This is a genomic window from Methanobrevibacter sp. (assembly GCF_030539665.1).
In the GTDB taxonomy this organism is placed as follows: Archaea; Methanobacteriota; Methanobacteria; order Methanobacteriales; family Methanobacteriaceae; genus Methanocatella.
Genome location: NZ_JAUNXR010000004.1, coordinates 1 through 20,405, shown reverse-complemented (window position 1 = coordinate 20,405; position 20,405 = coordinate 1). Strand labels below are relative to the sequence as shown.

Annotated in this window: 25 protein-coding genes; 14 read left to right on the top strand and 11 right to left on the bottom strand. The window is 34.7% G+C overall.

The window, feature by feature from the left end; translation table 11 throughout:
• Positions 1–16: 16 nt before the first annotated feature.
• The 7 genes from Q4P18_RS05685 to ehaA are packed head-to-tail and all read right to left on the bottom strand — an operon-like array spanning position 17 to position 2,974.
• Positions 17–712 carry an EhaG family protein gene (locus tag Q4P18_RS05685; RefSeq protein ID WP_303336637.1) on the bottom strand — a complete coding sequence of 232 codons (696 nt, stop codon included), beginning with the start codon at positions 710–712 and terminating at the stop codon, positions 17–19.
• Complete coding sequence (locus Q4P18_RS05680) at positions 712–1,305, bottom strand: EhaF family protein (RefSeq protein WP_303336635.1); 594 nt, start codon at positions 1,303–1,305, stop codon at positions 712–714. Before Q4P18_RS05680 ends, Q4P18_RS05685 begins: the two co-directional genes overlap by 1 nt.
• Positions 1,302–1,562, bottom strand: coding sequence for an EhaE family protein (locus tag Q4P18_RS05675; RefSeq protein WP_303336633.1), 261 nt, complete (start codon positions 1,560–1,562; stop codon positions 1,302–1,304). Before Q4P18_RS05675 ends, Q4P18_RS05680 begins: the two co-directional genes overlap by 4 nt.
• Positions 1,555–1,827 carry an EhaD family protein gene (locus tag Q4P18_RS05670; RefSeq protein ID WP_303336631.1) on the bottom strand — a complete coding sequence of 91 codons (273 nt, stop codon included), beginning with the start codon at positions 1,825–1,827 and terminating at the stop codon, positions 1,555–1,557. Before Q4P18_RS05670 ends, Q4P18_RS05675 begins: the two co-directional genes overlap by 8 nt.
• A 12-nt stretch (positions 1,828–1,839) precedes the next feature.
• Positions 1,840–2,088 carry a DUF2109 family protein gene (locus Q4P18_RS05665; protein ID WP_303336629.1) on the bottom strand — a complete coding sequence of 83 codons (249 nt, stop codon included), beginning with the start codon at positions 2,086–2,088 and terminating at the stop codon, positions 1,840–1,842.
• Between the two features lie 5 nt (positions 2,089–2,093).
• Positions 2,094–2,591 (bottom strand): hypothetical protein, encoded by a 498-nt coding sequence (locus Q4P18_RS05660; protein ID WP_303336626.1) that lies wholly within the window; start codon positions 2,589–2,591, stop codon positions 2,094–2,096.
• Entirely contained in the window at positions 2,588–2,974 is a 387-nt protein-coding gene (gene ehaA, locus Q4P18_RS05655) for an energy-converting NiFe hydrogenase A subunit EhaA (protein WP_303336624.1), read from the bottom strand. The genes Q4P18_RS05660 and ehaA overlap by 4 nt, the downstream gene beginning before the upstream one ends.
• Before the next feature lie 100 nt (positions 2,975–3,074).
• On the opposite strand from ehaA, the gene Q4P18_RS05650 reads away from it, so the two are divergent.
• The gene (locus Q4P18_RS05650) at positions 3,075–4,007 is read left to right on the top strand and encodes an NAD-dependent epimerase/dehydratase family protein (protein ID WP_303336622.1); all 933 of its coding nucleotides are present in this window, start codon (positions 3,075–3,077) and stop codon (positions 4,005–4,007) included.
• Positions 4,008–4,049: 42 nt separating this feature from the next.
• Here Q4P18_RS05650 and Q4P18_RS05645 read toward each other — a convergent pair whose 3' ends face one another.
• Positions 4,050–4,421 (bottom strand): hypothetical protein, encoded by a 372-nt coding sequence (locus Q4P18_RS05645; protein ID WP_303336620.1) that lies wholly within the window; start codon positions 4,419–4,421, stop codon positions 4,050–4,052.
• Between the two features lie 213 nt (positions 4,422–4,634).
• Between Q4P18_RS05645 and Q4P18_RS05640 the strand changes: the two genes are divergently transcribed.
• The 8 genes from Q4P18_RS05640 (at position 4,635) to Q4P18_RS05605 (ending at position 13,993) form a co-directional block, all read left to right on the top strand.
• Positions 4,635–5,195 carry a helix-turn-helix domain-containing protein gene (locus Q4P18_RS05640; protein ID WP_303336617.1) on the top strand — a complete coding sequence of 187 codons (561 nt, stop codon included), beginning with the start codon at positions 4,635–4,637 and terminating at the stop codon, positions 5,193–5,195.
• Between the two features lie 11 nt (positions 5,196–5,206).
• The gene (locus Q4P18_RS05635; protein WP_303336614.1) at positions 5,207–6,877 is read left to right on the top strand and encodes an AMP-binding protein; all 1,671 of its coding nucleotides are present in this window, start codon (positions 5,207–5,209) and stop codon (positions 6,875–6,877) included.
• Positions 6,858–7,148, top strand: coding sequence for a ferredoxin family protein (locus tag Q4P18_RS05630; RefSeq protein WP_303336612.1), 291 nt, complete (start codon positions 6,858–6,860; stop codon positions 7,146–7,148). The genes Q4P18_RS05635 and Q4P18_RS05630 overlap by 20 nt, the downstream gene beginning before the upstream one ends.
• A complete protein-coding gene (locus Q4P18_RS05625; protein ID WP_303336610.1) occupies positions 7,145–8,272 on the top strand; it encodes a 3-methyl-2-oxobutanoate dehydrogenase subunit VorB in 1,128 nt (375 codons plus the stop codon). The genes Q4P18_RS05630 and Q4P18_RS05625 overlap by 4 nt, the downstream gene beginning before the upstream one ends.
• Positions 8,273–8,284: 12 nt before the next feature.
• Complete coding sequence (locus Q4P18_RS05620; protein ID WP_303336608.1) at positions 8,285–9,745, top strand: 2-oxoacid:acceptor oxidoreductase family protein; 1,461 nt, start codon at positions 8,285–8,287, stop codon at positions 9,743–9,745.
• A gap of 9 nt (positions 9,746–9,754) precedes the next feature.
• On the top strand, positions 9,755–11,065 hold the full coding sequence (gene gatD, locus Q4P18_RS05615; protein WP_303336607.1) for a Glu-tRNA(Gln) amidotransferase subunit GatD: 1,311 nt from the start codon (positions 9,755–9,757) through the stop codon (positions 11,063–11,065).
• Between the two features lie 13 nt (positions 11,066–11,078).
• Positions 11,079–12,944 carry a Glu-tRNA(Gln) amidotransferase subunit GatE gene (gatE, locus tag Q4P18_RS05610; RefSeq protein ID WP_303336606.1) on the top strand — a complete coding sequence of 622 codons (1,866 nt, stop codon included), beginning with the start codon at positions 11,079–11,081 and terminating at the stop codon, positions 12,942–12,944.
• Positions 12,945–13,075: 131 nt separating this feature from the next.
• Complete coding sequence (locus Q4P18_RS05605; protein ID WP_303336605.1) at positions 13,076–13,993, top strand: NAD(P)/FAD-dependent oxidoreductase; 918 nt, start codon at positions 13,076–13,078, stop codon at positions 13,991–13,993.
• A 36-nt stretch (positions 13,994–14,029) separates the two neighbouring features.
• Here Q4P18_RS05605 and Q4P18_RS05600 read toward each other — a convergent pair whose 3' ends face one another.
• Positions 14,030–14,182, bottom strand: a complete 153-nt coding sequence (locus Q4P18_RS05600) for a hypothetical protein (protein WP_303336604.1) — start codon at positions 14,180–14,182, stop codon at positions 14,030–14,032.
• 163 nt (positions 14,183–14,345) lie between these two features.
• Here Q4P18_RS05600 and Q4P18_RS05595 point away from each other — a divergent pair, with 163 nt between their 5' ends.
• The 5 genes from Q4P18_RS05595 (at position 14,346) to Q4P18_RS05575 (ending at position 18,340) form a co-directional block, all read left to right on the top strand.
• Positions 14,346–14,912 (top strand): GMP synthase subunit A, encoded by a 567-nt coding sequence (locus tag Q4P18_RS05595; RefSeq protein WP_303336603.1) that lies wholly within the window; start codon positions 14,346–14,348, stop codon positions 14,910–14,912.
• Positions 14,912–15,181, top strand: coding sequence for a hypothetical protein (locus Q4P18_RS05590; RefSeq protein ID WP_303336602.1), 270 nt, complete (start codon positions 14,912–14,914; stop codon positions 15,179–15,181). The genes Q4P18_RS05595 and Q4P18_RS05590 overlap by 1 nt, the downstream gene beginning before the upstream one ends.
• An 8-nt stretch (positions 15,182–15,189) precedes the next feature.
• Positions 15,190–16,116, top strand: a complete 927-nt coding sequence (gene guaA, locus Q4P18_RS05585; RefSeq protein WP_303336601.1) for a glutamine-hydrolyzing GMP synthase — start codon at positions 15,190–15,192, stop codon at positions 16,114–16,116.
• A 92-nt stretch (positions 16,117–16,208) separates the two neighbouring features.
• The gene (locus Q4P18_RS05580) at positions 16,209–17,378 is read left to right on the top strand and encodes a hypothetical protein (protein ID WP_303336600.1); all 1,170 of its coding nucleotides are present in this window, start codon (positions 16,209–16,211) and stop codon (positions 17,376–17,378) included.
• A gap of 5 nt (positions 17,379–17,383) precedes the next feature.
• Positions 17,384–18,340 carry a DegT/DnrJ/EryC1/StrS family aminotransferase gene (locus Q4P18_RS05575; RefSeq protein WP_303336599.1) on the top strand — a complete coding sequence of 319 codons (957 nt, stop codon included), beginning with the start codon at positions 17,384–17,386 and terminating at the stop codon, positions 18,338–18,340.
• Here Q4P18_RS05575 and cgi121 read toward each other — a convergent pair.
• On the bottom strand, positions 18,334–18,837 hold the full coding sequence (gene cgi121, locus Q4P18_RS05570) for a KEOPS complex subunit Cgi121 (RefSeq protein ID WP_303336598.1): 504 nt from the start codon (positions 18,835–18,837) through the stop codon (positions 18,334–18,336). The two genes, Q4P18_RS05575 and cgi121, sit on opposite strands and share 7 nt — an antisense overlap.
• A 9-nt stretch (positions 18,838–18,846) precedes the next feature.
• Positions 18,847–20,319 (bottom strand): (R)-citramalate synthase, encoded by a 1,473-nt coding sequence (locus Q4P18_RS05565; protein ID WP_303336597.1) that lies wholly within the window; start codon positions 20,317–20,319, stop codon positions 18,847–18,849.
• Positions 20,320–20,405 lie beyond the last annotated feature (86 nt).

Here is a 20,405-nt window from a genome sequence, read left to right as displayed (position 1 = left end):
GTTAAAAACCTCTCAATTATTTCCTATCAATATCCTCGTTCATAAGCACTCCAATCAAACCTACTTTTGAAGCTACTTTCAAGAATAAACCACATGCTGCAAGCAATAATGCAATCAACCAATAACTTGGAGCCAAGAAGAAAACTGCAAATCCAATAATCCACAAACACCAGGAAATTCCAGAAATTCCACTAAGACCGTCTATTGTTACAATTGGAAGACCTCTTGCTTTTTTGGACAATGCATAGAAAGTCATTCCGGCACCAGCAACTGCCCCACCAGTAAATCCTGTTAAGAATATACCATAAGCTATTAAAATTAAAGCTATGAAATTAGGTGCAGTATGCATTATTTCTAAATCGAAGTCAAACGGCACTGGGAATAATGAATCTGACTTTTTAAGCTTCTTATGAGGATTGGCTTCAATTTTATGCATTTCCCTTGAAAGTAAAATTTCAGAAATTGCCATGATTTCAGCCAATTCAACTACCAATCCCGGTAAAATCAAGGATTCCGCAAGGTCGGTTCCGACAGCAGACACCACAATCATCATTGCAAAACCTACAAGATCAGTAAGAATCAATATATGAATTTCTTCCCTTTTTAAAGCAATCGCCATTGTAGCTATAAATCCTACAATCAATGCTGCATAAATTGAAGGAAGATACATTGTGACAAATACCTCAGGAACATGGGCAGGTACTAAAATCATTATCTCTCCCTCCTATTTTGTTTATTACGAGCCTTAATATCGTTAACTCTAACTTCACTAGCTACTCTGCTTGAATCGGCAATAGCTTTTTTAACGTCCCTATGAATTTCTTCCTTTTGATTTTTCCTATCCATAGTGTAATTTACAGCCAGCCAGGAAGCTACAATGAACGCCATCATCAAAATGGAGGATTCCAAAATTGTATCAAAACCTCTTGTATAATACAAAATCTCATCTATCAAACCACCTGGAGAGGAGTAGATTGTTGTCCCGAAATACGGTGAAATAGATGAAACCCAAAGTGCTAAAGGAGTCATATAAGAGTTAATCATCCCTAATTCCGGCGCATTTTCAGGATATTGAGCCATGGATATACCAGGTTCTTTTAAAACTTCACCACCCCTATCATAAGGTGCAATAGCTAACCCTTCGTCAACTTGAACTTGAGGAGCTGACCTTACATAAATCTGATCAACGTTTAAATCCATTGGAACAACAAAACCAACTATCAAAATAACACCCAATGCAAAAGCAAACAATCTAGGAATGTTTTTAGGGTCGGCAAGTTTATTCCATAACCTTGAAATTCTCATAAATCAGCCCCCATTTCCTCGAGACGAATAATAGCCCTAAATAAGATCAAAGACATTGCCACACTTGCAGCTACAAGAGTAAAAAGTGCCAGCATATGATTATATGACAATAAGATCAGTGAAACACCTATTGATGCAACCTCTGCATTGAATACCCTTACAACAGGATCGTTAACACCAGGACCCCATGCTGTAGCTAAACTTCCTACAATAACTAAAAAGATACCAAAATAAAAGAATAATTGAACATCAATCATGTATCTCACCACTTTCAACTTTCTTAGTCCTTATCTCTTTAATTTTAACAATAGACACCAAATATACAATAGTTGCAATTGGATCGGCTATTGCAATAAACAACGCCACATCCAAATATTTGAATAGAACAACAGCTAAAACAAATCCAGCATCAAGGATTGAAAACATTATGACCTTATCAAAAGGTTTTTTCAATAATATGATACCGAATGAACCTATTAACATTAAAGCTATTGCAATAATTGTTACGACCATATTTTCCATTATAATCCCCTACTAATCCAATAATACCTCGTTATCCAATCTTTTTAAGCAATATGCAATTGCATTTGCACTAATAGTAGAACAAATGAAAAATGCCGCCGCAACAATAAGAGCAAAAGGTGTAGCAATAACCAATGCAATAAGAGCAGACACACCAAAACCAATCACGTTTATATATAGCAATCGTTCAGCCTTATTTTTTGTAATTAGTGCCCTTAAAGCAACGAATATAATAATTACTCCGATAATCTCTTCATACATTTTAATCACTCTTCAGCATGCCTATTAAACCTTTCTGCAATTTTTCCCAATAGTTTGGAAGCAGCAACCTGATCAATTCCTTGAATAGTTAAAATAGCTATTATCATTCCTGTAATGAACATTTCAGGTGTTAAACCCACAAATGAAGTCAAATATAAGATAATAGTAATTGTAAATGATCCTAAAGTACCAGCATAACCTGGATCGGCGCATAACCTATTTCCAATGAAAATAATTAATGCTGCAAATAACCCTCCAGGAATCCCCATAAGCATATAACCAATAGTTGCAATCAAAGTTCCAGCAGATGCATCAGGAGAACAAAGAATGTTTCCTTGGAAAAATCCACCTGCAATATCTCCATCTCTCTCACTAATTGATTCCCCAATATTTTCAGCCCCTTTAACACCAGGTTGTTCAGGAAGACCGAAATAAGTATCAATTATGACAAAATTTAGCCAGCTAATAACTGCCGCAATTATAATTCCAATAATAGTATTCATTTTCCAGCCCCCTCTAGTTGTTCAGCTGGAGGTTTTGGAAATATGTAAAAAAATAAATATTTTACAAACAATGCAGAGCAAATACCAATAATTAAAGCAAGGATTTTTCCTTCAGACCAGAATGAATAGTTCAAAATGAAAAAGAAAGATAAAATACCTACAGCTATAATTGGAGTCGGATATAATGCACTTACATTAAACGAATATCTGTAAGGTTTATCAGGAAGCAATGGAAGTCTAAGTAATAAAGCTACAATAATTGATACAGCAATAACAATTAAATAATCAATTATTAAATTTGATGAGCCTAAAACTGTATAAATCCCATTAGATGTTCCTGTAAAAATAACAGAATTGAAACTCTCAAAAATTAAATTAAACATATATTAAGACTCCTCCTTGATATTTAAATTAGGCCTTAAAAATATATAAATATTATTACTTCATATTATTATATAATTAAACTAATTTTATAGTGGTATTATGGAAAATAAAAAAGTTGTAGTAACCGGTGGGCTTGGATTTATAGGTTCACACATTGTAGATGAGTTAATTGATGAAAATGAAGTTACAATAATTGACAATAAATCCACTGGAAAAATGGAAAATCTTTCAAATCCCAATCATGAAAACTTAGAAATCATAATTGGAGATTTAAATGAATTAGATTTGAATGAAATTTTAAAAGACAAAGACTATGTTTTCCACCTTGCAGCTATGGCCAGCGTTCCATTAAGCGTAGACAAACCTATTGAATGTAATGAGAACAACATAACAGCCACCATAAAATTATTAACAGCCGCTAAAGATGCAGGTGTTGAAAAAGTTGTTTTCTCATCTTCAGCAGCAGTCTATGGCGAAAATACAAACATGCCTCTAAAAGAAACAGAGCCATTGATGCCAACTTCACCTTATGCAGCGTCAAAGGCAAGCGGAGAACTGTATCTCAAAAGTTTTACAGAATCATACGGTTTGAATGCAGTGGCTTTAAGATATTTTAATGTTTTCGGCCCGAAACAAGATAAGAATTCACAATACGCTTCAGTAATCCCTAATTTTATAAGTGCCCTTCTTGAAGGGGAACAGCCAGTAATCTATGGGGATGGAGAGCAAACCAGAGATTTCGTATTTGTTAAAGATATTGTAAATGCAAATATAAAGGCGGCAGAGTCTGACTACAATGGAGTTGTAAATGTAGCTTCAGGGGAAAAGTTATCCATCAATAAACTATATGAAATCATAAAGAAAACGTTAGGCAGCAAGATTGAACCTGAATATCTTCCAGAAAGACAAGGAGACATAAAACACTCACTGGCAAATGTTGAAAACATGAAAAATATTGGCTATAAAGTAAATTCTGATGATTTTGAGGACCAATTAGTAGAAACAATAAATTGGTTTAAAACACAATTGTAAAAAATAAAAAAAAAGAAAACTAAAAATTAGTTTTCAAAACTTTTAGTGGAATCCGCATCCAGAGCAGGTTTCACAAGCTTCTTCTTCACCAGGAATTGGTGTTTTTTCAAGTTCTTGCAAATATACTGTGAAGTTGTATACTGGAATATCGTCAATTGTATGTTCTGTTACTGGAGATACTCCTTTGAAATAACAGTTAATGTCACCGGTATTGCCTATATCCACTTTGATTGGTTCTTGCATTTTGAATTTGGAGAAGTAGTTTTCAACTTCATCCTTAAGTTTTTCAGGACCGATAAAATTAAAAGCCATTATCTTGTTTTCTTTCATTTTAAGTCCTACAAAACGATCTTCGACCTCTAAATTTAAACCTAATTGCTTTTTAAATATTACAACATTATCAATATCTGACATTTTTCAACCTCCTTTAAGTATCAAATTCAATATTAATTATTCTAGTATATAAACTATTAAATTTTACCCCATTTAAAATAATCAAATCATTTGATGGAACATGCATAATTATCACGATTTGTCATAAGGTTTATATAAATAGAAAATTAAAATTTATAATATGTTATAAAAATAACATTTTACATTTATTATTATTTTATAATTTTTTTTAAGGTGTTTATTTTGAATGAATACAACAAAGATATTGGAAATAGAATAAAAGAACTTAGAGAACTTTCTGATATTACAATTTCTGACTTTGCAGAAGAAATGAATATTGATGAAGAGCTTTATGAAAAATATGAAACTGGCGAAGTTGATATTCCTGCAAGTTTTGTTTACGAACTTGCAAATAAATTCCAAGTAGATTTAGGTTTACTTTTAACTGGTGAAGAAACTAGAATGAGCATTTTCGATGTAACTCGTGCAGATAAAGGAATAACCATATCTAGAAGAAAAGAATATGCTTATGAAAATTTATGTGACAAATTCAAGAATAAAAAGGCAGAAATGTTTATTGTTACTGTGGATCCTGAAGAAGATTCAGTGCCTTCATTAAACACACATGCCGGACAAGAATTCAATTACATCCTTGAAGGATCAATGAAATTGTACATACACAACAATGAAATTATCCTCAATGAAGGGGACTCTGTAATATTTGATGCAAGTCACAGACATGCGATGTCCGCACTTAACGGCCAAAAGGCTAAATTTTTAGCAATGATAATGTAGAGGGATGATAAATGACAAGCTTAATTAGTGATTTTGTTGAAAGAGTGGATTTCAACTCATATGAAGATTTCTATGAAAACTTTAAATTAAAATACGGCGACGATTACAACTTCGGATTTGATGTAATCGACAAGTATGCAGAAATAGACCCTGAAAAAAGAGCTTTAATCTGGGTAAATGATGAAGGCGAAAAACACACATTTACCTTTGAGGATTTGAAAAGACTAAGTAATAAAACCGCTAATCTCTTTAAGAAAATGGGAATTAAAAAAGGAGATAAGGTAATGCTCACTTTGAAAAACAGATATGAATTCTGGATTACAATGATTGCATTGCATAAAATAGGGGCAATAGCTATTCCTGCAACACACATGTTAAAACACAAGGACATTACATTCAGATTGGAAAAGGCTAATGTAAAAATGATTGTAACCGTTGAAGAAGATGACCTTATCCCAGATTACGAAAAAGCAGAACAGGACCTAGATTATGATCTTAAAAAACTTGTAATTGAAAGAGATTTTGATGGATGGACCAACTTCAACAAGGCAATTGAAGAAGAAAGTGACGTCTTTGAAAGACCAACCGGCGAAGATAAACCGATGGCTGACGACGTATTTTTAATATATTTCACTTCAGGAACCAGCGGACTTCCAAAAATGGTAGCTCATAAGCACACCTACGGCTTAGGCCATATACCAACCGCCAAATACTGGCATAAAGTAGTGGAGGATGGAGTTCACCATACCACTTCAGATACTGGATGGGGAAAAGCTGTTTGGGGTAACTTCTACGGCCAATGGATTGCAGGAACCGCTTTGTTTATTTACGATTATGACCGTTTTGATGGAATCAAACTTCTTGAAAAAGTTATTGAAAACAAAGTAAACACCTTCTGTGCTCCTCCAACAATATACAGATTCCTCATTAAAGGAAATATTGACGGATATGACTTCTCCAATTTAACCCACGTTTCAACTGCAGGAGAACCATTACCTCCTGAAGTGTCCAACAAATTCTATGAGGCATCAGGTTTAAGAATTCACGAAGCATTTGGACAGACCGAAACAACCTTGGCTATCGGAACCTATGAATGGATTGAACCAAAACTTGGTTCTATTGGAAAGCCAAGCCCATTATTTAGAGTTAAGTTGCTTGATGAAAACGATCAGGAAGTGGACATTGGGGAAGAAGGAGAAATCTGTGTAGATTTAAGTGAAGGACCACAACCAGGATTATTTAAAGAATACTATAAAGACCCTGAAAAACAAGCTGCAGCATGGCATGACGGATACTACCACTGCGGAGATACTGCATGGAAAGATGAAGACGGATATATCCACTTTGTTGGAAGAAACGATGACATTATCAAAAGTTCAGGTTATCGTATTGGACCGTACGAAGTAGAAAGTGCCGTATTGTCACATAAGGCTGTTTTAAACTGTGCTATTACTGCGTTCCCTGATGAAATTAGAGGACAGGTCGTAAAAGCAACAATTATTCTCCAACCTGGATATGAACCATCAGAAGAGCTTAAGAAAGACATTCAAAACCATGTAAAACATACAACAGCTCCATACAAGTATCCAAGAATAGTTGATTTTGTAGATGAAATTCCAGAAACAATTAGTGGAAAAATAAGAAGAGTGGAAATTAGAGAAAATGACCAATCAAAACAATAATGGAAATCCATATCCTGCAATATCTAAAGAAGAGTGCAAGGGATGCCAACGTTGCGTTTTAGCTTGTAAAGAAAACTGCATTGGCATAAGCAGCGAATTCAACGATGCAGGATACCAATATGCATATTACCTAGGGGAAGGATGTGTAGGTTGTAGAGATTGTTACTATACTTGTCCTGAACCGATTGCACTGGAGATTCATAGTTTTAAAAGAAAAAGCAATCCAATGAGCGTACTTATTAAATCAAAAGTAAGGAGGCAGAACAAATGAGTAATCAAATGGTAAAAGGAAATACTGCAGTTATTATTGGAGCTATGTATGCTGGCTGTGACTGTTTCTTTGGATATCCAATTACTCCTGCAAGTGAAGTTCTTCATGAAGCATCAAAATACTTCCCGAAAGCCAACAGAAATTTTGTACAAGCCGAAAGTGAAGAAGCTTCAATCAACATGGTCTATGGGGGAGCGGCTACAGGACATAGAGTAATGACCGCATCATCAGGACCTGGAATTAGTTTGATGCAGGAAGGATTTACATATTTGGCTGGAGCACAATTGCCTGCAGTTATTGTAGATATTATGAGAGCAGGACCTGGCCTTGGAAACATTGGACCGGAACAAGCTGATTATAACCAGATTGTCAAAGGAGGAGGTCATGGAAACTATAAAAATATTGTTTTAGCTCCAAATGGCGTTCAGGAAATGTGTGATTTAACAATCAAGGCATTTGAATTGGCCGACAAATATAGAAATCCCGTTGTAGTTCTTGCAGATGGAACCTTAGGACAGATGGCTGAACCGTTACAATTCCCAAAAGAAGCTATTGAACCAACAATAGACAACAGTTGGGCTGTTCGTGGAAACGAAGAAACTATGGAAAATCTTGTAACTTCAATTTATCTTGACTTTGACCAACTGGAAGATTTTAATTACGAGTTAATGGAAAAATATGCGGAAATAGCTGAAAATGAAGCTATAGTTGACGAATACATGACTGAAGATGCAGACATTATCCTCGTTTCTTATGGAATCAGTAGTAGAATAGCTAGAACTGCAGTAGATAAAGCAAGAGAAAAAGGCCTTAAAGTAGGATTATTCAGACCAATAACACTATTCCCATTCCCTGAAAAAGAAATCAAAGCATTGGGCGATAAAGGAGTAAGCATAATCTCTGTAGAAATGAGCGAAGGCCAACTGCTAGAAGATGTTCAACGTATGATTGAAAGAACTGAAGACACTTATATCGTAAGCAGAATGGGTGGAAATCTTCTTGAATTAAAAGACGTTTTAGCTAAAATTTATGAAGTGGGCGGCATTGAAGATGAAGAAATATCTAAAAAAGAAACTAAAAAGGCTAAAGAACCGTCAATACCAGACCCAAGCTTAGTTAATTAAGGATGTGTTAAATTGAGTAAGAAAAGTTTTGAACCAAATAACAACAAAGACTTAGATTTAAGAATTTTAAAACATCCAGATTCACTTTATGACTCATATCCTAGAAAAGGAGAAACAAATCAGACCTCAACCCATTATTGTGCAGGATGTGGGCATGGTATTTTACACAAATTGATTGGAGAAGCAATGGATGAGCTTGAAATTCAAGACAGATGCGTTATGATTTCACCAGTAGGATGTGCAGTATTTGCATATTACTATTTTAACTGTGGAAACGTTCAAACCGCACATGGTAGAGCTCCTGCAGTAGCTACTGGAATTTCAAGAGCTGAAGATGATGCTATTGTAATGAGCTATCAAGGAGATGGAGACTTAGCATCAATAGGATTAAATGAAACATTGCAGGCTGCCAATAGAGGAGAAAAAATCGTTGTTTTCTTTGTAAACAATACCGTTTATGGAATGACAGGCGGACAAATGGCTCCTACCACATTGGTTGGTGAAAAAACAATCACCTGTCAGGAAGGAAGAGATCCTGCATATGCCGGCTATCCGATCCACATGTGTGAACTAATCAATACATTAAAGGCTCCTGTCTACATCGAGCGTGTTTCCCTAGCTACTCCAGAAAAAATCAAACGTGCAAAAGTGGCTGTTAAAAATGCATTAACAATACAAAAAGAACAAAAGGGATATGCGTTTGTAGAAGTCCTTGCACCTTGTCCAACCAACCTTAAACAAAATGCATTAGGTGCACAGGAATTTATAGAAAAACAGATGGAAAAGGAATTCCCTCTTGGAAACTTCAGGAACAACTACGGAGATGCCGAACCTATCATCAGACCTGAAAATGATTTTTCAATTGAAAAATTAGATGAAATCTTTAATGTTGACAGAAGTGACGATTCAGGATATGTTGATGAACCGGATTTGAAACCTCTTTCAATTAAGATTACCGGATTCGGAGGTCAGGGAGTTTTAAGTGCTGGCCTTACAATAGCACAAGCCGCATGTAGTGAAGGCAAACATGTTTCATGGTATCCTAGCTACGGTCCAGAACAAAGAGGAGGAAGCTCAAATTGTTCAATTGTAATATCCGGAACAACCATTGGAACTCCTGTTGTAGATGAAATGGACATTCTAATAGCTTTAAACAAACCTTCTCTTGAAAAATTCGCTGAAGACGTTAAAGAAGGAGGAACCATAATCTACGATTCACGTATCGGTGAATTCACTACAGACCGTGATGTTAATATAATTGCCGTTCCTTCTGTAGAAATAGCTGAAGAACATGGAAATGCTAGAACTGCAAATACCGCTCTTATCGGAGTTTTAATGGAGCTTCAAAATAGTTTATCCCAGGAATCCTATGAAAATGCCATAAAACAAATGTTTGCATCAAAGCCAAAAGTGATTGATGTGAATATTGATGTTTTAAGAGCTGGTGCAGAATGGTTAAAAAATAATTCCTAAAGTGATTTTATGACTTATAAAGAAATAGCTAAGAACTATTTAGATAATAATGGAATAAGTATCGGAGATACCATTAAAATTAATAAAGAGAACATTTCTTATGAAGGTATCTTGCTTGACAGATCAGAAGATAGTGAAGACGGATATTTAGTACTAAAACTTTCCAGCGGTTATAATATTGGTGTGGCTATCGAAGGGACAACTGTCGAGTTAATAGAAACTGGAGATAAGCCAAATATTGGTTATAGTGGTAATGAAATTGAAAAGGACCCATCGAAAATGGATATTTCAATCATATCCACAGGAGGTACCGTTTCATCAATTATTGATTATAAAACAGGTGCTGTGCATCCCGCATTTACCGCAGAAGATCTTCTAAGAGCGAATCCTGAACTTTTAGAATATGCAAACTACAATGTAAAAGCATTATATAACATTTTAAGTGAAAATATGAGGCCAAAATATTGGGTTGAAGCTGCTGAATCAATAGCAAATGACATCTCTGATGGTAGCGACGGTGTTGTAATCGCACATGGTACCGACACTCTCCACTATACTGCAGCGGCACTCAGTTTTATGCTTGAAACTCCAGTTCCAATCATCATTACTGGTGCTCAAAGAAGTTCAGATAGGCCATCCAGCGATGCTCATATGAACCTTATTGATTCTGTAATAGCTGCAAAATCCGATTTGGCGGAAGTTAGTGTTTGTATGCATGGCAGCTTAAACGATTCCTATACTTACCTACATAAAGGAACAAAAGTCAGGAAAATGCATACTTCCAGAAGAGACACCTTTAGAAGCATAAACTATGAACCTATAGCTAAAATAGAAAATGATTCTATTGAAATAAATCCTCATCATGACTACATAAAAAGAAATGAGAAAGAGCTAAAGGTAAACAGTGCCATTGAGGAAAAGGTTGGTTTCATTAAAAGCTTCCCGGGAATTTCCAATGAATTTATCGAATATCATATTGATAAAGGATATAAAGGTCTTGTTATAGAAGGAACTGGACTTGGACATGTCCCTGATAATTTGATTGGCAGTTTAGCAAGAGCAAATGAAGAAAATATTCCTGTAATAATGACATCACAATGCCTTTATGGTAGGGTAAATATGAATGTTTACAGTACAGGACGTCAAATTATAGATGCTGGAGTCATATCTGGAAGGGACATGACACCTGAAACAGCCTATGTTAAATTATGCTGGGCACTAGGGCAAACAGAGAATAAAGAAGAAGTTGAAGAAATCATCAACACAAATGTTGCTGGAGAATTTAATGAAAAATCTTCAATCAAATATTTCTTGAATTAAGGAGTTGTAAAATATGGATTGGGAAAAATTAGGACTTAAAATGGGACTTGAAATTCATCAGCAATTAAATACTGCTCATAAATTATTCTGTCCTTGTAAAACCGAGCTTACTGATGATGAATATGATGAGTTGATTCTAAGGAATTTAAGACCTACACAAAGTGAATTGGGTCAGATTGACAGGGCTGCTCTTCAAGAGTCTTTAAGAAAGCTTAATTTTAAATATGAAGCTTATGATTATCATACCTGCCTTGTGGAAACAGATGATGAACCGCCACATGACTTGAATGAAGAAGCATTGGAGATTTCCATCATTATTGCTTCTTTGATGAACATGCATGTGGTTGACGAATTCCATACAATGAGAAAGCAGGTAATTGACGGAAGTAACACTGGTGGATTCCAAAGAACAGGACTAGTGGCTACTGACGGATATCTTGATACACCATACGGAAAAGTTGCAATTGAAAGTTTGGGTCTTGAAGAGGATGCTGCAAGAAGAATAGAAACCACCGATGAATTTACAGAGTTTAGACTTGACAGACTTGGAATTCCGCTTGCAGAAATCACCACCGATCCTTCTATGCACCATCCGGATCAAGTCCGTGAAGTTGCATATATGATAGGTCAGGTTTTAAGAAGCACCAATGTAAAGCGTGGTCTAGGTACAATCAGACAGGATTTAAATATTTCAATCGCTGAAGGAGCACGTGTGGAAATTAAGGGTGTTCAAAACCTTGATCTGATGAGTGAAATCGTAAAGAATGAAGTTCAAAGACAATTGGCATTGATTGAAATTAAAAAAGAACTTAATGCCAGAAACGCCGAAGTTTTAGAAGAAATTCACGATTTGGATGAATTATTCGAAAATACAGATTCCAAAATCTTAAAATCAGCAGAATCTATAAAGGCTGTTGTCTTAAAAGGATTTGACGGATTAATAGGAAAGGAAGTCCAACCTGGAAGAAGATTTGGAACTGAAATTGCAAGCTATGCCAAAAAACGTGGAGTTTCAGGTATTTTCCACAGTGACGAACTTCCGGCATATGGCATAACCCAAGAGGAAGTGGATGCTGTAGCAGAACATTTGAACATTGGAGAACAGGATTCATTTATCATTGTAGCTCATGATAACGACATTGCGGTTTCCGCTCTTGAAGAGGTTAAAAGAAGGGCAAATCTTGGATTTGAAGGTGTTGTTGAGGAAACCCGTAAATCATTAGATGACGGCAATACCGAATATATGCGTCCTTTACCTACTGCAAATAGAATGTATCTTGAAACAGATATTCCTTCATTTAAAATAGATAAGGAAATGGTTGAAGAAATTAAAAACAACCTTCCGGAACTTCCTGATGAGAAAAAGGCTCGTATAATTGAAGAGTACTCATTAAGTGATGATTTGGCAACACAACTTGTTAAAAATCTTGTAGCTGACAGGTTTGAAACTATTTTGGAAGCTGTTGATGTAGATGCCACTCCTGTTGCTTCACTGCTTGCATATGATTTAAAAGATCTTAAAAGGGACGGAGCGGAAATTGATGTTTTAAGTGATGAGCATCTTATCGGCATTTTCACATTGCTTAAAGATGAAAAAATTGCAAAAGATAGCATTACAAAACTAACAATCGCAGTTATGGAAGAACCTGAAACTGAAATTGAAGCTTTAGCAGAAAGCAATAACCTAACTTTGCTTAGTGAAGAAAAGGTACAGGAAATTATTGCTGAAATTGTAGTTAACAATGCTTCAATGGTAGAGCAACGCCAAATGGGAGCTATGGGTCCTTTAATGGGAATGAGTATGAAACAGCTTAAAGGAAAAGCAGACGGAAGCGTTGTAAATAAAATAGTTAAAGAAGAAATCCAAAAACTTCTTTAATTTTACTTTTTTTTCTTTTGAAGATTGATTTGAAATTAAGAATACTTTCTCATTTTTAAGAATTTTTCAAACTATTAAATATAAAAACAAATAATTAATTAATTAATAATTGAAAATAGAAGGTGGAAAAAATGGAACAATATGATATCATAATTATTGGAGCAGGGCCTGGAGGATTAACTGCCGGAATATATGCTGGACGTCAAGGGACAAAAACACTAATGTTAGATAAGGGATTCATTGGTGGAGTAGGTCGTGAAGTTCCTGAAATGGAAAATTACCCTGGCTTTGACCTTATATCCGGTTTGGCATTAATAGAAAAAATGAAGGGACAATGTGAGAAAAACGTTGAAATTCATGAATTTGAAGGTGTAAACACAGTTTTAGATATAGAAGATGGGGAATACCACTTTGAAGTTCAGACCGATAAAGCCAGCTATCTTGCAAAAACAATCATAATCGCTACTGGAAGTGAACATATGCATTTGAATGTTCCTGGAGAATTGGAGTACAAAGGATTGGGAGTAAGCTACTGTGCAACATGTGATGGATTATTCTTCCAAGATAAGGAGGTTGTAATGGTAGGGGGAGGAAATACAGCATTACAAGAAGCCCTATTTTTAAGCAATCTTGGATGTAAGGTAACTGTAGTTCATAGAAGAGATGAATTTAGAGCTCAGAAAATATTACAGAAAAAGATTAAAGAAAAAGGAATAAAAACAATTATGGACTCAACCGTCACCTCCATTAACGGACAGCAAGTGGTTGAAAGCGTAACTCTTGAAAATACAGTAACTGGAGATCTAAGCGAATATCCTACAGATGCAGTTTTCATCAGTATCGGTTACAAGCCACATACAAAAATAGCGGAAGAATTAGGAATTGAACTTGACGAAACAGGCCACATCATAACAGACAAATGGCAAAAAACCAATAAAAAATACATATACTCCGCAGGGGACGTATGTGGTGGTTTAAAACAATGGATAGTTGCTTGTGGAGAAGGTGCAATAGCTGCAACTTCCGCCTACAAGGACATTGAAATATAATATCCATTCCTTTTTTTATTTTAAAAAAAAAAATATTTAATAACCTTCTTTTCTTCCCATGAGGAAAACATAAATAAAGAATGCTATAAGCAATACAACTATTACCGGCAATAACCAGAAGAATATTTGTAATAACACATATGCTATTAATATTGCAATAATCACATAAACCAATTGTATAAGTTCCATAAAACTCCTCCTTTTTATTTTAAATACTTTTTAAATACCAAAGTCAACTTAAAGTTTATGCAATATTATATATAAAATGTATGGTTTCATTCAAAGCCAGCAAACAAAAATTAATATAATAATAAAAACTAATATTATTAATATATAAACTAAGGAGTATAAAATGACAATTCTAGTTATTAATAATAAAGGACAATACAACCATAGAATTCAACGTAGCTTACAATATCTTAAAATACCATCCAAACTCGTTCCAAACACTTTAAGTATAGAAGAAATTGAAGCCGAAAATCCAATCGGATTGATTTTAGGTGGTGGACCATCACTTGAAGGTGCAGGAAATAGTGAGGAATATATTAAACATTTTGACATACCAATTCTTGGAATTTGTCTTGGACATCAATTAATAGCAAAAGCATACGGTGGAGAAGTTTCAACATCCGAAACTGAAAGTTATGCTAAAGTTGAATTAGATATACTAAATGATGAAAACTTATTTAATGAATTAGCTCCAAAAATGGAAGTCTGGTCTTCCCACAAAGATGAAGTTAAAATAGTTCCCGAAGATTTCGAAATTTTAGCAAAATCCAATCTTTGTGATGTGGAATCATTTAAACATAAAACTAAGGATGTTTACGGAATCCAATTCCATCCTGAAGTTCATCATACTCCTAAAGGTTCTATTATTTTTGAAAATTTCTATGACATCTGCAAAAAAAGGTGCGAATAATGATTGATAACGCTGAAGATTTGAAAAATAAAGCTATGGCAAACAAGATGGGATTAAGAAGAAAATATGTAAACATCCCAATTGGTGATGACGAATATGGATTTAGACTTGCCGGTATTGGTGCTAAAGCTGTAAAACTTGAAAAATATGTTAAATATGATGATATAATGGAAGCAATTGAAGAGGGTCATGATGAAGGACTGGAAGCAATGATAAAAACCATTATTGAAGAATATGAACCAGAAGTAAAAGAAGATGATGAGGAATAGGGATAAATATGCTTAATCCAGAAGAATTTATTGAAGATTCAATCCAAAAGATAAAAGATGAAATTGGTGATGAAAAAGCTATTATTGCACTTTCAGGTGGAGTAGATAGTTCCGTATGTTCCGTGCTTGTTCAGGAAGCTATTGGAGATAATTTGATTGCAATATTTGTGGACCATGGACTTTTAAGAGAAGGAGAAGTTGAAGAAGTAACAAATACTTTCCAAGACAGACTCAACTTTAATTACATTGATGCTTCAGAAGAGTTTTTAACTGCTCTTGAAGGAGTGGATGATCCTGAAGAAAAAAGAAAAATCATTGGAAAAACATTCATTGATGTATTTGAAAGAGAGGCTGACAAAACCGATGCTAAATTCTTAGTTCAAGGAACCATTGCACCAGATTGGATTGAAACCGATGGAGAAATCAAATCCCACCATAATGTTGCACTTCCAAGCGGAATGGTTTTAGAGATTGTAGAACCAATTAGGGATCTTTACAAAGATGAAGTAAGAGAAGTTGGACTGCTTTTAGATTTACCTGACAAAGTTGTTCACAGACAACCTTTCCCAGGTCCGGGACTTGCTGTTAGAGTTATTGGACCTTTAACCAAAGAAAAATTAGATATTGAAAGAAAAGCGGACAAGATTGTTAGAGAAGAAATTGAAGCGGCAGGCATAGATAAAGAAGTATGGCAATACTTTGCTGTTTTAACAGACACTAAAGTAACTGGAGTTAAAGGTGATCAACGTGACTTCGGTTATCTAGCCGTAATCAGAATTGTAAAATCAGTGGATGCGATGACTGCATATGTTCCGGAACTTCCATGGGAAGTAATTAAAAAGATATCCCAGAGAATCACCTCAGAAGTTTCTGAAATTACACATGTATCATTATCTATTTCAGATAAACCACCAAGCACCATTGAATTCGCTTAAATGAGTTCATAATATTTTTTATGGACAAACAATTATTTGTTTAACCCTTTTTTATTTCTTCTTTTTTTATACAAACTTATTAATGATTGAAAATGATTACAAGTAAAAACGCATATCTTAAAAAGTTAACTGAAAACATTCAAATGAAGTCAGTGAAAGTTGGAAAAGACCTGGAAGGAAGCACACCCCCATCCGTTTTTATTGGCCGATGGTCTTACCCTAAAGTATATGCAGGCCCTATGATGGTTAATCAAACCGGAGATACATATATAATGGATTCGCCGGAATCATGGATAGGTGAAAACAAAACACAGGACGACATCATCAATTACAGAATGAATCTAGTTCGAGGAAAGCAGTTGATCAAGATAGATGACCTCGAAAATCCATTTGTTGAAAAGCTTCAAGACATATCCCTTGCGTCAAAGTCTATTGACAGTGAAGCACAATTTAAAAAAAGGCCAAGAGGTGCCGTCCTCAGTGAGGATTCCATGCCTCACGGACCTAGCGCAGCAATTGAAAAGTTTGATATAGATGCTGTTAGATGGGACAAGCAACTGGAAAAAACGTTTTATGATACTGATTTGAAGGCTGCCGATGCAGTTACAAAACTTCATGACAAGGACGTTCCATTTTCAGCTATGCAAAAAGCATTTTCAGTTGGAGCTATCGGAAGCAAAAACAGGAGAAAGCTAGTGCCTACAAGATGGTCAATTACAGCATGCGATTCCACACTTGCAGATGAGTTTTTAAAAGAAGTGAGAAAATTTGAACAAATTGACACTTATAGGGTTTATGAGTATGGAAGTCTTAAGAATTATTATACAATTATTTTAACTCCAACGGAATGGCAATATGAATGGTATGAAGCGTTCATTAAACTTCTAGGAAAAGAAGAATTGCTATTTACAGATTATGAAAAGAACAGCGGTAAAAAAGAATATTCAACAGTGGGAGGATGTTTCTATACCTGCAAGATGACTGTGTTGGATGCTCTTAGACGTGAAAGAAAACAAGCAGGTTTGATTGTTTTGAGAGAAGCATATGAAGGATACGTCCCATTGGGCGTATTTAATGTTCGTGAAAATATCAAGGAAGCCATGCAACTACCATATAAAGAATTTGAAACCTTAAAAGAATCTTTAGCTTATTGCGGATCCAAATTGAAATTGCCTATTAGCAGATATGTGAAAGCTGGAAAGTTGCTAAATGAAATGCTACATACAAAACAGACAACCCTTGACGCTTATTTTAAAAAATGATTAACATGACATTTAAATTTAAAGAACCCTCACTGAAAACAAAAGAAACCATGGCTGACGTAGCTTTGAATGGAGCTTCAAAGAATTATGAGGAATCAATAGTTTCAAAAATCAAAGGCCATACTGGTCATGAAAATGTAAGAGTGACTAACAGCGGAAATGCCAGCATTTTTATTGCATTGTCAGGCGTGGGAGAGAATATAATAATTCCTGACCAGGGAGCATGGAACGGATTTAAACAAGTTGCAAATCTTTTGAATAAAAACATAACTATCTTGAAAACGGAACAGGGAATAATAGATTCTGAAGACATTGAAGAACTTGAAAACAATTCTTCATTGATATTGACTAGTTTTGCAGGTTATAGTGGTGAGCAGAATTTGAAGGAAATTTCCGAAGCGTGCAAAGAAAAGAGCATTACAATAATTGAAGACGCGTCAGCAGGAATCGGAGATAGGAAGAAAAGATTGGGAAATGGAGAATATTCAGATATAATCCTAACCTCAACAGGTTCTCCGAAAATAATAAATGCTGGAAGTGGTGGAATAATTTCAACAAACAATAGGGAAATTTTTGAAAATACAAAGATCCAACAAAAAATAGTAAAACCTAATGAAATTATTTTAAGTGGTATAGATGTAGAGTTGGATAATATTGAAAAAAAATTAGAGAATACAATAAATGCATGTTCCTATTTAAAAAACAACTTAGACAATGTAATCCATCAAGATAAAAGAGGCCTTAATGTAATAATTAAAGATCAAAAACCGAAGGATTTGTCATGGAATCTGAAACATGAACTTGAGATAAATAAAAGTGGATTCATAACAAAATGCCCAAACTACAATAGAGTAAAAGAAAAGGCAGTGGCAATTGAAATTAAAAATCTTGACTACTGCTGCCTTACAAAAGAAAAATTAGATTTGATTATAGAAAAGGTTGAGAAATTTAAAAATCAATAATCAACTGCAAGTTTTGAAATTCTATCAATAACAATATCTTCATATGCATAAGAGTTACATTCTTCAGGCATTAAATCAAATATATTTATTAAATTACTACTAACAGGCAATAAAACATCGTCATTCCTTTCGAACTTATCATTTAAATAATCAATAATTTTATTATTTCCATTAATCAATATTGCGCATAAGTTCATTTTACCTTTTTTTAAACCAAGTAGCCTGAAAGCTTTTGAAATCTGCCTTTGAGCAGAACATCTTAAACAGACCTCAACCCCCAAATCGTTAGCAAAATTATCGCCACGATCAAAGGCTAAAATAGATTGATTAACGGCATGCAAAACATGTTTCTTACCAGCGATCCCATCAGCATCCAGCAATTGAACAACAGAATCATCATTGCCAGACAAACCATCAAGATCAGATAACAAATCATCAACAGAATCCACAACACCAGTAAAACCCAAAATCCTTACATCAAAATCGTCAATAACCAACACAAACACCTACATTTCAATAAGTCTATTGACACCAGCAATATAAGCTTTAACACTAGCATTGATAATATCAGGCTCAGTACCCCTGGCAGAAATAATTTTATCCTCTTTTTGAAGCTTAACTATAACGTCAATTAAAGCATCTGTACCGCCAGTAATAGCATCTACGTGATATTCAACCAATTCAATATCATCAAATTCAGCAATGGATTTCTTGACCGCATTAATGGCAGCATCAACAGGACCAATACCAACACCCGCTTCCAAAACTTCAACATCATCAATAGTTAATTTGACAGAAGCTGTAGGCATAACAGTATTTCCTGAAACAATAGTAACCTCTTTAAGCTTGATTCTATCCTCAAAATTAACATTTAAAACGTCGTCAGCGATAGCCTGCAAATCAACATCGGTAACGGTTTTTCCTTTGTCAGCCAAAACCTTAATATTATCACAAATCTGTTGAAGTTGAACCTTATTAACAGACAAACCAATTTCCTTTAACCTATTATCAAGACCATGAGTGCCCATATGTTTTCCGATGACAAATTTACGAGACCTTCCAACAAGTTCAGGAGTCATAGGCTCATATGTTGAAGCGTTTTTAATAATACCATCAGAATGAATTCCTGATTCATGAGCAAATGCATTCTCACCAACAATGGCCTTATTAGGCTGAATATAAACACCAGTTAACCTAGCAACCAACTTGGAAATATTATAAATTTGACTAATGTCAACATTGGTGTCATAATCAGGAAGCAATCTATTAATACTAACAACGGTTTCCTCAAAGGAAGTATTGCCTGCACGCTCACCAATACCGTTAACAGTAGAATGAAACTCGCAAGCACCACCCTTAATTGCAGCTAAAGTATTGGCAACAGCAAGACCAAAATCATTATGACAATGACAACTAATAGGAACTTCAATCTCCCTTAAGCTATTAAACATATTATAAGAAGTTTCTGGAGTAAAAATACCAACAGTATCACATACACAAACCCTATCTGCACCAACATCAATAGCGCTTTTAAAAACAGTTTTCAAAAAGTCAATATCAGTTCTAGAAGCATCCTCAGCAGATAATTCCACAATTAAACCATGATCTTTACAATATTCAACAGCGGCATTTGACATTTCTAAAAGTTGATCTTTAGTAGTATTTAATTTATCAAAAATATGCAAATCAGAAGTTGGAACAACCAAATTAACAGCGTCGACATCACACTCTAAACAAAAATCAATGTCAATGTTCAAAGGTCTTGAGAAACTAAGAATCTCAGTATCAAATCCTTGTTTAGTAATTTCTTTAATAGAATCTCTTTCTCCACTTGAAGTAATAGCAGAACCAGCTTCAATATAATCTACACCAATCTCTTCCAACTTAGTTGCAATTCTTAATTTTTCAGAAGAAGTTAGTGAAACACCAGGAGTTTGTTCTCCATCTCTTAAAGTAGTATCCAATACTTTAATATTCAATAAAATCACCAAATAAATAGCAATAAAAAAAAAAACAAGTAAAGTAATTAAAGAGAATATGAGCTCGCAGCGAAATGAAATTCCCA